This window comes from Bradyrhizobium centrolobii, assembly GCF_001641635.1.
Classification (GTDB): domain Bacteria; phylum Pseudomonadota; class Alphaproteobacteria; order Rhizobiales; family Xanthobacteraceae; genus Bradyrhizobium; species Bradyrhizobium centrolobii.
In genome coordinates this window covers 60,909-72,653 of sequence record NZ_LUUB01000129.1, presented here as the reverse complement: position 1 = coordinate 72,653, position 11,745 = coordinate 60,909, and the positions used below count along the sequence as shown (strand labels likewise).

At 62.8% G+C, this 11,745-nt stretch carries 10 protein-coding genes and 2 pseudogenes; 5 read left to right on the top strand and 7 right to left on the bottom strand.

The window, feature by feature from the left end:
* Positions 1–32 precede the first annotated feature (32 nt).
* Positions 33–152, bottom strand: a pseudogene (locus AYJ54_RS50410) (response regulator); the annotation flags it as partial.
* Here AYJ54_RS50410 and AYJ54_RS45840 point away from each other — a divergent pair.
* The 3 genes and pseudogenes from AYJ54_RS45840 to AYJ54_RS45830 form a co-directional block, all read left to right on the top strand.
* A pseudogene (locus AYJ54_RS45840) lies at positions 152–586 on the top strand (Crp/Fnr family transcriptional regulator); the annotation flags it as partial. The pseudogenes AYJ54_RS50410 and AYJ54_RS45840 sit on opposite strands and share 1 nt — an antisense overlap.
* 276 nt (positions 587–862) lie before the next feature.
* The gene (gene typA, locus AYJ54_RS45835) at positions 863–2,689 is read left to right on the top strand and encodes a translational GTPase TypA (RefSeq protein WP_063709110.1); all 1,827 of its coding nucleotides are present in this window, start codon (positions 863–865) and stop codon (positions 2,687–2,689) included.
* 174 nt (positions 2,690–2,863) lie between these two features.
* Positions 2,864–4,117 carry a flavin monoamine oxidase family protein gene (locus tag AYJ54_RS45830; protein WP_063709108.1) on the top strand — a complete coding sequence of 418 codons (1,254 nt, stop codon included), beginning with the start codon at positions 2,864–2,866 and terminating at the stop codon, positions 4,115–4,117.
* 7 nt (positions 4,118–4,124) lie between these two features.
* On the opposite strand, the gene AYJ54_RS45825 is transcribed toward AYJ54_RS45830, so the two are convergent.
* From AYJ54_RS45825 to AYJ54_RS45805, 5 genes are all read right to left on the bottom strand, one after another.
* Entirely contained in the window at positions 4,125–6,035 is a 1,911-nt protein-coding gene (locus AYJ54_RS45825) for a hypothetical protein (protein ID WP_063709106.1), read from the bottom strand.
* Positions 6,036–6,140: 105 nt separating this feature from the next.
* The gene (locus tag AYJ54_RS45820; RefSeq protein ID WP_063709104.1) at positions 6,141–6,548 is read right to left on the bottom strand and encodes a thiol-disulfide oxidoreductase DCC family protein; all 408 of its coding nucleotides are present in this window, start codon (positions 6,546–6,548) and stop codon (positions 6,141–6,143) included.
* Positions 6,548–7,867, bottom strand: coding sequence for an SDR family oxidoreductase (locus tag AYJ54_RS45815; protein ID WP_063709102.1), 1,320 nt, complete (start codon positions 7,865–7,867; stop codon positions 6,548–6,550). Before AYJ54_RS45815 ends, AYJ54_RS45820 begins: the two co-directional genes overlap by 1 nt.
* 8 nt (positions 7,868–7,875) lie before the next feature.
* Positions 7,876–8,343: a DUF2269 family protein gene (locus tag AYJ54_RS45810; RefSeq protein ID WP_063709101.1), complete on the bottom strand. Its 468-nt coding sequence runs from the start codon at positions 8,341–8,343 to the stop codon at positions 7,876–7,878.
* A complete protein-coding gene (locus AYJ54_RS45805) occupies positions 8,340–9,239 on the bottom strand; it encodes an alpha/beta hydrolase family protein (RefSeq protein ID WP_063709099.1) in 900 nt (299 codons plus the stop codon). Before AYJ54_RS45805 ends, AYJ54_RS45810 begins: the two co-directional genes overlap by 4 nt.
* Positions 9,240–9,504: 265 nt before the next feature.
* Here AYJ54_RS45805 and AYJ54_RS45800 point away from each other — a divergent pair, with 265 nt between their 5' ends.
* Positions 9,505–10,014, top strand: coding sequence for a GNAT family N-acetyltransferase (locus AYJ54_RS45800; RefSeq protein ID WP_063709156.1), 510 nt, complete (start codon positions 9,505–9,507; stop codon positions 10,012–10,014).
* Positions 10,015–10,190: 176 nt separating this feature from the next.
* Complete coding sequence (gene ppa, locus AYJ54_RS45795; protein WP_063709097.1) at positions 10,191–10,727, top strand: inorganic diphosphatase; 537 nt, start codon at positions 10,191–10,193, stop codon at positions 10,725–10,727.
* Positions 10,728–10,859: 132 nt separating this feature from the next.
* Here ppa and folD read toward each other — a convergent pair whose 3' ends face one another.
* Positions 10,860–11,744, bottom strand: coding sequence for a bifunctional methylenetetrahydrofolate dehydrogenase/methenyltetrahydrofolate cyclohydrolase FolD (gene folD, locus AYJ54_RS45790; RefSeq protein WP_063709095.1), 885 nt, complete (start codon positions 11,742–11,744; stop codon positions 10,860–10,862).
* Position 11,745 lies beyond the last annotated feature (1 nt).

Here is an 11,745-nt window from a genome sequence, read left to right as displayed (position 1 = left end):
CGGCACCGATTCAACCAGAAACTCACTATGCTCTAGCCGGCGGCGCGCACCTGCAGCGCCGCCTCCAGCGCATCGCTCGAACACGGTTTCTGCAAGCGCGACTGGTTGGAAAACTCCGACGGAATGCGCACCTCGGCGCCGTAGCCAGTGACGCATCCGTGTCGGCAAGCTGGAAGCGGCCAAGCTGAGATCGCCGACATTGCGCAACGTCTTTGCCCGTTACGCCGATTGCCTGCTGGCACAGGTCTTCCAGTCGACCGCGTGCAACGCCATCCACTCGATCGAGCAGCGCACGGCGAAGTGGATTCTGGCGGCGATGGAGCGGACCGGCGACGAGAGCAGCGTGCCGCTGACGCATGAGCAGCTTGCGACGCTGCTCGGTGTCGGCCGCAGCTATGCCAGCCGCGTCCTCCAGTCGTTCAAGGCGGAAGGCATTCTCGACGCGCGGCGCGGTTCGATCCTGGTCCGCAACCGCGACGGCCTGCGCCAGCGCGCCTGCCCGTGCAATGACGCGGTGAAGACCCATTTCGAGGAGGTCCTGCGCGGGGTCTATCCGACCGAGGACGCGGATCGCAGTTCGGCCTGAGGCCGAAACGCTGGCCCAGCCCCCGACCACCCCTAAGCCCCGGGGATTCCCGGACAAAATTCAGTCAACCAACCGCGTAAGAGCGCATTGTTTTTTGGCGTTTTTTGCATATATTGCGCTGCAAACGCGTAGGGTGCCCGGCTGGCTTGGCCGGGTTTCCTTTTTGGGCCGAAAGCGCCCCCGTTTCCTGTCTTCCAGCGTTGTTTCGAAAAGAGGTCCCGGTCTGACCGGCGAGATCGCGCTTAACCCATTGTTCGACCGCAAAGAAGCTCACTCATGAACCTTCGCAACGTCGCCATTATCGCCCACGTCGACCACGGCAAGACGACCCTGGTCGACCGCCTCCTCCAGCAATCCGGCACGTTCCGCGAGAACCAGAAGGTGACCGAGCGCGCCATGGACTCCAACGATCTGGAGCGCGAGCGCGGCATCACCATTCTGGCCAAAGCGGCGTCGGTGCAGTGGAAAGACACCCGCGTCAACATCGTCGACACCCCCGGCCACGCCGATTTCGGCGGCGAGGTCGAGCGCATCCTCAACATGGTGGACGGCGCGCTGGTGCTGGTCGATGCCGCCGAAGGCCCGCTGCCGCAGACCAAATTCGTGGTCTCCAAGGCGCTCAAGGTCGGCCTGAAGCCGATCGTCGTCATCAACAAGGTCGACCGTCCCGACGCCCGTCCGACCGAGGTCATCAACGAGGTGTTCGACCTGTTCGCCGCGCTTGACGCCAGCGAGGAGCAGCTCGACTTCCCGATCCTCTACGGGTCGGCCAAGCAGGGCTGGATGGCCGAGAGCCCCGAGGGTCCGAAGGACAAGGGCATGGAGCCGCTGTTCGACCTGATCCTGCGCCACGTCGCGCCGCCCAAGGTCGAAGAGGGCCCGTTCCGGATGATCGGAACGATCCTGGAAGCCAATCCCTATCTCGGCCGCATCATCACCGGCCGCATCTCGTCGGGCGTCCTCAAGCCGAACCAGCAGGTCAAGGTGCTGAACGCCGACGGCAAGCTGGTCGAGCAGGGCCGCATCACCAAGATCCTGGCGTTCCGTGGTCTCGAGCGTACGCCGCTCGACGAGGCCGAAGCCGGCGACATCGTCGCCATCGCCGGCCTGACCAAGGGCACCGTCGCCGACACCTTCTGCGATCCGACCGTCGAAGTGCCGCTGCCGGCACAGCCGATCGATCCGCCGACCGTGTCGATGTCCTTCATCGTCAACAACTCCCCGCTCGCCGGCACCGAAGGCGACAAGGTGACGAGCCGCATGATCCGCGACCGTCTTTTGCGCGAGGCCGAGGGCAATGTCGCGCTGCGCGTCGTCGAGTCCGCCGACAAGGACGCGATGGAAGTGTCGGGCCGCGGCGAATTGCAGCTCGCGATCCTGATCGAGACCATGCGCCGCGAGGGTTTTGAGCTCTCGGTGTCGCGCCCGCGCGTCGTGCTGCAGAAGGACGAGGCCACCGGCGCCACCATGGAGCCAATCGAGGAAGTCGTGATCGACGTCGACGAGGAGCATTCCGGCGTGGTTGTGCAGAAGATGAGCGAACGGAAGGCCGAGCTGATCGAGATGAAGCCGTCCGGCGGCAATCGCCTGCGCCTGGTGTTCTACGCCCCGACCCGCGGCCTGATCGGCTACCAGGGCGAATTGCTCACCGACACCCGCGGCACCGCGATCATGAACCGCCTGTTCCACGGCTATGCGCCGTATAAGGGCGAGATCCAGGGCCGCCGCAACGGCGTCCTGATCTCCAACGACCAGGGCGAGGCCGTGGCCTACGCCATGTTCAAGCTGGAAGACCGTGGACCGATGATGATCGAGCCGGGCTGGAAGGTCTATCGCGGCATGATCGTCGGCGAGCACACCCGCGACAACGATCTCGAGATCAACGTGCTCAAGGGCAAGCAGCTCACCAACATCCGCACCACGTCCAAGGACGAAGCCGTGCGCCTGACCCCGCCGATCCGGATGACGCTGGAAAAGGCGCTCGCCTATATCGAAGACGACGAGCTCGTCGAGGTCACGCCGAAGTCGATCCGCCTGCGCAAGAAGCACCTCGACCCGAACGAGCGCAAGCGCGCGGAGAAGGCCAAGGAAGCGGTGGCGTAAGCCACTCTCGCTGTCATCTCGCTGTCATGCCCCGCGAAAGCGGGGCATCCAGTACGCCGCGGCCTCTCGGTATTCGTCACTGTCTCTGGAATACCGGTCACCCGCTTCCGCGGGTGATGACGCCTGACTTTGTGGTGGCTTTAGCGCGTACAGCGAACGTGCTAGAGCCCAGCCATGACCTCCCTCCCCTCTTCCGTCGACATCGCGATCATCGGCGCTGGTGCAGCCGGTCTCGGCGCAGCCCACGCGCTGAAGGAGTCCGGCCTCTCCCTCCTCGTGCTGGAAGCGCGCGACCGCGTTGGCGGCCGCGCCTGGACCGTACAGGCCTCACCTGAGGTGATCTTCGATGTCGGCTGCGGTTGGCTGCATTCGGCGGACCGGAATTGCTTCGTAGGAATCGCCGAACGCCTTAATTTCGAGATCAACAAGGATCTTCCGCCCTGGGGCGATCGTGCCTTTGGCGACGTGTTTCCAGAGAACGAGCGCAACGACTTCGGCCGCACGATCGACGAATTCTACGAGCGTGTCGCGGAGGCTGCGCAAGACGGCGAGGATGCGCCAGCCGATCGCTATCTCGAACCCGGCAATCGCTGGAACCCGATGATCAATGCGGTCTCGACCTATGTAAACGGCTGTGAACTGGACCGGGTCTCAATTCTGGACATGAACGCCTACGAGGACACCTACTTTAATTGGCGCGTGCGGGCCGGGTTTGGCGCGCTGATCGCGGCCTATGGAGCGTCGTGTCCCGTGGCACTGAACTGCAACGTCGCTCTGATCGACCATTCCGGCAAACGCATCCGGCTTGAAACGTCGCTGGGCACGCTTATCGCGGAAAAGGTGATCATCACGGTGCCGACCAACCTGATTGCCGATGAAGCGATCCGCTTCTCGCCGCCGCTCCCGGCCAAAGTTGACGCCGCGCACGGGCTGCCGCTCGGCGTCGACGACAAGGTGACGCTGGCGCTGGAGAACGCGGAAGCCTTTCCAAAGGAAGGCAATCTGCGCGGCGCCACCATGCGCACCGCGATGGGCACCTATCACATCCGACCGTTCGGTCAGCCCTGCATCGACGGCTTTTTCGGCGGCCGGTTTGCGCGCGAACTGGAGGATGCCGGCGACGGCGCCTTCGCCGCACAAAGCATCGACGAGATCGCGGGCTACCTCGGCAACGACATCAGGCGCCGGCTGAAGCCGCTGCGCGAGTCCCGCTGGGCGCACGATCCTTTCGCCCGCGGCTCCTATTCGCACGCATTGCCGGGCCATGCCGGAGATCGCGCCTTGCTGGCCGCGCCGGTCGATGGCCGGCTGTTCTTTGCGGGAGAGGCCACCTCGCCGAATTTTTTCTCGACAGCGCATGGGGCACGGGACAGCGGCGAGCGAGCGGCGAGAGAGATTTTGCGCGGGGAATTACGACGAGGGCGATAGTGCTCCGTTACTTGTCTTCAAGATTCATTGCCTCCCGCAGTTTCCCGATATGGGGCGCCTCACGGCCACCCGGCATCTCGCAACTCCAGTAAGCCGTGTGAGTAAAAAACAATTCGCTCGGCGGCTCACAAGTGGAAATTGCAACGTCCTTGACGTAGCGACCAAATATGCCGGCCAACGGGCCGCCAATGGCGTCCCCCCACAACAACTGCTTCATCGGGAAATACAGATTCGTCCATCGAGTCATGGCAAACAACGCCGCGTGATCAAATTCTATTTGGCCGCTGTCGCGATTCTTGAATCCCAACAAGCCGCCGTCGTCCTGCCTTTCCGGTGGGCACGTGGGGAATTCCCTCTGCGCGACACGCCTGCGAAAATCGCTGACCAGCGCAGCTTCCGTCCTTCCCTCACACATCAGATAATGCGCATGGGTCAGCGGACTGCCAAGGGTGATGAAGTCGGTCACCAACCAAGTAGGCCGCCCGTGCCTGGACACATCCTGGCTGTTGACTGTCTGGGCCGCGATGCTTCGGATGAGCTGACGTCCTGCGGAGCGAAATTCATTGCTCGTCTCGACCGACGGCTTCTCTGGTTCGAAACTGTCTAGAGAAGAAAACTGCGGCTCAAGGTCGGCCGGACTGGGAAGCGCCTTGTTGACCCTGCTGAAGTAGGTGCGCAACATGTCATAGGCGACAACGGTACCTAAACTGTGCGCAACGACGATGACCCGGTCGTATGTTCCCCACTTGTGCAGGGCTTCCAGCGTTTCGACGGCATGTGTTCGAATTCTACGCCGGACCAATACATTGCCTGGCGAGGGACGAAAATAGCGAGCAGCGTCGCCGAGGAACGGCTGAAGAAACAAGGCGTACACAGCAAGGTAGATGAGAATGATCGCAACAGCGATGACCGCGCTATAGCGCTCGTTCAGGCTCCAGAATATCCAACCTTGGTCCCAGACATAGGAAAACGGATTTGGCTTCCACTCGAAAGCGAAGATGTTGCCATGATGAACGACGAAGATGTCCTTCAGCTTCGCCCAAACACCGGAGTTTTCCCACAGGATGAGATATCTCGCATCCAGGTAAAGGATGAAGAACGCGGACGAGAGCAGATAGGCCGCGAGCATTGCAATTGCCCCCCATCTTCCCATCGCAATCGCCGCTACGCAGAGCGATATGCCAATCGGCAGGAAGCGGACGGTAATCATGACAAGCTCACGATGGACCTCATATTCGAAGTTGGTCCCCACGTAGAAGAACTTGCCGGCGAGAACAGCGATAATGAGAGCGGCCAACGCAATCCCGAGGGCGCCTCGATACGCGGAAAAGAACAGGACGTATGAGGCAACCATGAACACCACGAAGAAGGGTGCAAGCAACAAGGCTTCCGGTTCGTAATATCCATGATTCCATAGGCGAATGAAGTCGGGCGCGCTTTGCGCAAACTCAACCTTGTTGCTGTCGATCAGCGGGGGATTGCCCAGGAATTGAAGAATTGCATGCAGCGAGAGCAGCACTACGGATTGAATCAACAAGCAAAGGAAGATAGTGGCACCCCACCACAGCGCCTTCATGCCCTGCTTGAGGCGCGGTCCCTTTCTTACCAATTCGAATAACCAGAGTAGGACCGCAACCGCGCGGGTCTCGCTCATCAAGTGCGCCCAGTAGAGCTCGTGAAAATCGGCGCTTCTACGATCGACGGTGAGAGGTATTTCATTGGTCGTGATGACGGGCAGATCGACGTCGCCGTTTCTCTTCTCTGGATGCAGCCAATATCGCTTATCGTCTCGGCCGGGTGGTCCATCCTTATCCAGCCACACCGCGTTGACGACGCCGCGAAGCGTACTCAGCGCCCGCTGACTACCCATGCCGTGAACAACAAGGACGGCGGTCCGCTTCTTCGGAGGCTGGGCCATAGGTCACCCCCAAGTAATAAAATATAAAGACCATAATCTTCGGTTGTAGAGGCGCGCGCAAGCCCTCACTCGACCACCGTGATGACAAATTGCCACACCCAGAAGCTACTCCAACACCCGCGCCCGCAAATCAGAGTCAGGCACGAAGCACGCGTCGTATTTGCCGAAGATGCGGTAACGGTTGCGTGCGACGAGATCATACACCGCGTTCCGCAGCGGCCTCGACACGGCGAACAGCACGCGCACCCAGCCCCAGCCCGGCAGGTGCGACAGCACCGTCAGCGCGGCGTCTGACTTCAAGAACGCCTCCCCGCCGTGGATCAGTGCATTGGTATCGGGATCATCGGGATCGATACCGAACGCTTTCGCAAGCCGCGTCCCGTAGTCCGACTGGATCGGCGTGAAGCGGAATCGCCTCGCCGTGTCGCGCGCCGCGACAAAACGGACCCAGCGCGAACAGAAGATGCAGACGCCGTCGAACAGAATGACGTCATCGTCGGGCCATTTTGGCATCAGCGATTGTCCAGCATCAGGAGCGCCACCAGCATCAGCACGATGGCCGGACCGGTCTTCACGAGTGCGCCAAGCGGCTCGATCCAGAGATCGGGCGCGAGGATCGCGGAGCCGATCATGTAACCGAGCGAGGCGACGATACCCGCCACCAACCCAGTCGCCGCGCTCCGGCGGAATGCGATCAGCACGCCGATACTCATGTCCATCAGGCTGGTGCCGATCGTGATGGGATCGACCAGCGGTGGCGGAAAGTTGTGCGCGATCAAGATGCCGGCGGAGGCGCGGTAGGAAACGAACAGTGCGATGAAGCCGGAAACGACCCAGAATGCGACGAGGCTCGCGAAAACAAGCGCCTTGACCAGGAACAGCCGCGCGAACCATTTGTCCTGGATGGTGGCGGGATGCTGGCCGATCGTCTCGGTCAGAGCCTTCGGCGCAATGCCGGTGGCGGCGATCCATGCCGAGGGATCACCGGTTACGCCGCGCCGCAGCTCGGCGATGGCCGTCGAGCGCATCGGCGGCATCCAGCCGAGATAACTCGCAAAATTGCCGATCTTCGCACCGAGATCGAGCACGAACGACGGCATCGCGACAGGCCGCCAAGCGGCCGTGCCGAACGCAATACGAAACTGCTTGACGACGCCGGCCATCGTGACCGGTTCGACCTGCATCAGGTCCCAGCTCACGGCTTTCGCGGACCCATCGTCGGTCGCGCGTGCCGCAAGCCAGGCGACGGTGGCGGCGATATCTTCGACCGCGACGGGCTGAAACGGCGTCGCCATCTCCTTGTCCGGCAGGTCGAGCGGGAAGGCCGCGAGCGCGCGCAGCATGGCACTGCCGCCATAGGCCGCTGGTGCGACCACGAAGCCGGGCCGCAGGATGGCGTGGGGAATGCCTGACACCGCGACAAGGCGCTCGGCTTCGCGCTTGGTCGTCGCGAACGCGGTGCGATCGGCCTCTGCCGTTCCGGGGATCGAGATGTGCACCAGCCGGATCGCTCGGCCGCTGTCGCCAATCGCCTGAAGCAGGCGCGCGACGAAATCGCGATGCACCGCATTTGTGTCGCTGCCGGGTCCGTCCTGGAGCACGCCGAGACAATTCACGACGACACCAACCGCATGCTCGCTCAACAGGTGCGTCAGCGCATCCGCATCGAGGGAGAGGATCGGCAGCTCGATGTCCAGCGAGCTCATCCTCTGCGCCGGCGACAGGCTGCGCGCCACACCGACGACGCGAAAGCCCCTCGCGCGCAGATCGTCGGTGACGAAGCGGCCGATCAGGCCGGAAGCGCCAAGCAGGAGAATGGTGGGTTGGCCCATCGCGTTCCTCAAAACGGCTTTGCGATCATCAGCCAGAGGATCAGCATCGTCGCGCCGAAGCCAGGGAAGCCGAATGCGAACCAGCGGCGGAACAGCACGAAGTAACGCGGCGGGAGGGCGGCGCGCTCCACGAACGCCTTGCGCGCAAGATCGCGCATCTCGATCTGCATGAGCACCACGGGGATCCAGAACAGACCGGCCACGACATAGAGCGCGAGCGCGGCCAGTAGCCAGCGTTCGGTGATCGACGTGGCGGAGAGCATCATCAAGAGGCCGCCGCTGACCGGCTGGAAGATCACGGCCGAGAACGTGAAGATCGTATCCGCGATCACCACGACCTCGGCGGTGCGCGCGATGAATTCCGCGTTGTGGGTGCGATGCGCCATCAGCATGAAGAAGGCGATGCCGGTTCCGGTGCCGAGGATGACGATTGCGCCCAGCACGTGCAGATATTTGACCAGGAAATACAGTGTCATGGCTTCTTGGCCGCCACCGGGTTCGGCGCCTTCAGCGCGTGGTCGAACGCCGCGCCCGCGGCTGTGACGCCGGCCTCGGTCTCGATCATCCAATGGCCCTCGCTGCCGACCGCGGGCAGGACACTGAAATCGAGCTTGTCACCGCCGCCGCGAAACGCATCGGCCAAGCCCCGCGAAACTGCCGGTGCAAAATAGCTGTCATTGGCGGCCACAAGCCATGTGACGGGAATGCGCGCCGTCTTGCCGAAGGCCGTCGCGGCCGCAAGAAGCGTGTGCGGCGCGCAAATCCGGCCGGGGACGTCATTGGCGTGGCCGCCGCGGCCTGGCGCAAACGCGATGATCGCGGAAATGTGCTGCGGATCGGCATTGGCGAGCGCCAGCGCGCCCCAGCCACCGGCGGAGTGCCCGAACACGACGGCACTCTCCTTGCGGACAAAATCCTGCTTTCGCAAAAATTCCAGCGCGAGTGAAATTTCGTCCGCCGTCGCGCGGCCGGAGCGCGCGTAGTCCGCCTCGTCGCAGCCGCCCTGGTCCTCGACATAGCGACCTCCGGTCGCGCCATGGCCGAGCCGTTCCGGCACCAGCACGGCAAAGCCGCGCGCAATGAGAAACGTGACGAGCGCGCGGTATTCCGGCTGCGGCGTTTGCGCACGACGCAGCACGTTCTGCGTCGATGCATGCGCGATGATCGCGAGCCGAAACGGACCGGCGCCCGGCGGACGAAACAGGAGGGCGTGCGCGGCAATATCGGCGTCCGGCGACGGCACGCGCCATTGTTGGCGGCGAAACGGCTCACCCTCCTCTCCCGATGAACCAAACGTGACCTGAGCGCACAGAGGCGACGCAGTCAGCAATGCCAGCAGTGGCAAGAGGGTAAGGGTGTTGAAGAGCCGCATGAATTGCCGAAGGCGAACACGGACAGCGATGGCCAGACTAATAGGAACGAATCATTCCGGGCGGACTTTCTGCGTCGCCAGCTCCGTCCATTTGCTGCCGCACGGGAGTTTTGCACCGACGCATGACAAGCCGTTGCCACTCGAACGGGCGTCTTGTCCTCTTTCGGTACAACTGGTTAAAATACTGATGCAGAAAGTCCACAGGTTAACCCATAATTAACGATAGGTCTTGCCGCCGGCGCGGCGACTTGGTTTGATCGTCTCCATGAGCACAACCCTGATCGAGGTCCGGCCGGCCAAAGCTGCAGACGCTGCTGCAGTGGCGTCCACCCATGACGAAGCCTGGCGCTCGGCCTATCAGGGCATCATTCCCGGCGCCGAGCTGGAAAAGCTGATCAATCGCCGGGGTCCGCAATGGTGGGACAGCGCGATCCGCAAGGGCAGCCGCGTCAGCGTGCTGGTGTTCGGCGACAAGATCGCAGGTTATGCCAATTACGGCCGTAACCGCGCCCGCAGCCTGCATTTCGACGGCGAGATCTACGAGCTCTATCTGCGTCCGGAATTCCAGGGTCTCGGCTTCGGCCGTCGGCTGTTCGCCGCCGCCCGCCGCGACCTGATGCAAAGCGGCCTGAAGAGCATGGTGGTGTGGGCGCTGTCGGACAACGATCCGGCGACGGAATTCTACCGCGCGCTGGGCGGCCGCATGGTGGCGCGCTCCTCGGAACGGTTCGGGCCGAAATCGCTGGACAAGGTTGCCTTCGCCTGGACCAATTGAGCTGCTGAAACGTCAGCCGGCAGCGTTTCCCTCCGTCGATACCGTTGCCTTTTGAGCCGGTGGTCGCTGGATTCATAATTTCACAAAAACGCGATGGATAGGCGTGCCAAGCCCGCGTATGACAGTGCCAAATCGCTGCCGGGCGCGATTTCACCTCGGCAATAACGGAGCTTTGAATGCGTATCGATGCGGTCTCGATCGGGACCAAAACGCCACACGAAGTCAACGTCATCATCGAAGTGCCGGTGGGCGGTGAACCGATCAAATACGAGATGGACAAGGAGGCCGGCACGCTGGTCGTAGACCGCTTCCTGTACACGCCGATGCGTTACCCCGGGAACTACGGCTTCATCCCGCACACGCTATCCGACGACGGCGACCCCTGCGACGTCCTGATCGTCAACACCCGCGCCATCATCCCCGGCGCCGTCATGAGCGTGCGCCCCGTCGGCGTGCTGTTCATGGAGGACGAAGCCGGCGGCGACGAGAAGATTCTGGCCGTGCCGTCGTCAAAGCTGACGCAGCGCTACGACAAGGTGAAGTCCTACAGCGACCTGCCGGACATCACGCTGCAGCAGATTCAGCACTTCTTCGAGCACTACAAGGATCTCGAGAAGGGCAAGTGGGTGAAGATCCTGCGCTGGGGCGGCCCGGACGACGCCCACAAATTGATCCTCCAAGGCATGGATCGGGCGAAAAAGAAGAAGGCCTAGTTGTCATTCCGGGGCGGCTCGAAGAGCCGAACCCGGAATCCAGAAGTTATGGCGCGAGATTCCGGGTTCGCGCGGAGCCTGTCATCGGGCCCGGCTTCGCCCGGACCTGTTGGCGCACCCCGGAATGACACTTCAAACCGCCGGCTTCGGCAGGCCTGCGATCGCGCAGGCGGCGCGGAGCGTGTTCACCAGGAGGCAGGCGACCGTCATCTGGCCGACGCCGCCGGGTACCGGCGTGATCGCGCCGGCAACACCAAGCGCTTCCTGATAGGCGACGTCACCGACGAGGCGGGTCTTGCCGTCCTCCTTCGGGATGCGGTTGATGCCGACATCGATCACGGTCGCACCCGGCTTCAACCAGTCGCCGCGCACCATCTCCGGCTTGCCGACCGCCGCGTAGACAAGGTCGGCGCGTTTCACGAGCCCGGGCAGGTCGCGCGAGCGCGAATGCGCGATCGTCACCGTGGCGTTCTCGTTCAGAAGCAGCTGCACCAGCGGGCGGCCGACTAGGTTGGAGCGGCCGATGACGATGGCGTTCATGCCTTCGAGCGAGGCATGCACGCTTTTGGTCAGGATGATGCAGCCGAGCGGCGTGCAGGGCGACAGCGCCTCGAAGCCGCCGGCAAGGCGGCCGGCATTGTTCGGATGCAGCCCATCGACGTCCTTGGCGGGATCGATGGCATTGATTACGGCCTCGGTGTTGAGACCCTTCGGCAGCGGTAGTTGCACCAAAATGCCGTGAACGGCGGGATCGCGATTGAGTTTTGCAACGAGCGCCAGCAGATCTCCCTGCGAGACGTCGGCCGGCAGCTTGTGCTCGAACGAGGCCATGCCGGCAGCCTGGGTCTGGGTGTGCTTGGAGCGGACATAGACTTCGCTCGCGGGGTCGTTGCCGACCAGAACCACCGCAAGCCCCGGCACCAGATTGTGCTCGCGCTTGACGCGGGCGACCTCGCCGGCGACTCGGTCACGGAGTTCCGCGGCGATGACTTTCCCATCGATGATCTTGGCCGTCATG

Bases quoted from the DNA above. Each gene is read 5' to 3' on its own strand.
- typA (WP_063709110.1), top strand. From the start codon at position 863: ATGAACCTTCGCAACGTCGCCATTATCGCCCACGTCGACCACGGCAAG.
- AYJ54_RS45830 (WP_063709108.1), top strand. From the start codon at position 2,864: ATGACCTCCCTCCCCTCTTCCGTCGACATCGCGATCATCGGCGCTGGT.
- AYJ54_RS45825 (WP_063709106.1), bottom strand. From the start codon at position 6,035: ATGGCCCAGCCTCCGAAGAAGCGGACCGCCGTCCTTGTTGTTCACGGC.
- AYJ54_RS45820 (WP_063709104.1), bottom strand. From the start codon at position 6,548: ATGCCAAAATGGCCCGACGATGACGTCATTCTGTTCGACGGCGTCTGC.
- AYJ54_RS45815 (WP_063709102.1), bottom strand. From the start codon at position 7,867: ATGGGCCAACCCACCATTCTCCTGCTTGGCGCTTCCGGCCTGATCGGC.
- AYJ54_RS45810 (WP_063709101.1), bottom strand. From the start codon at position 8,343: ATGACACTGTATTTCCTGGTCAAATATCTGCACGTGCTGGGCGCAATC.
- AYJ54_RS45805 (WP_063709099.1), bottom strand. From the start codon at position 9,239: ATGCGGCTCTTCAACACCCTTACCCTCTTGCCACTGCTGGCATTGCTG.
- AYJ54_RS45800 (WP_063709156.1), top strand. From the start codon at position 9,505: ATGAGCACAACCCTGATCGAGGTCCGGCCGGCCAAAGCTGCAGACGCT.
- ppa (WP_063709097.1), top strand. From the start codon at position 10,191: ATGCGTATCGATGCGGTCTCGATCGGGACCAAAACGCCACACGAAGTC.
- folD (WP_063709095.1), bottom strand. From the start codon at position 11,744: ATGACGGCCAAGATCATCGATGGGAAAGTCATCGCCGCGGAACTCCGT.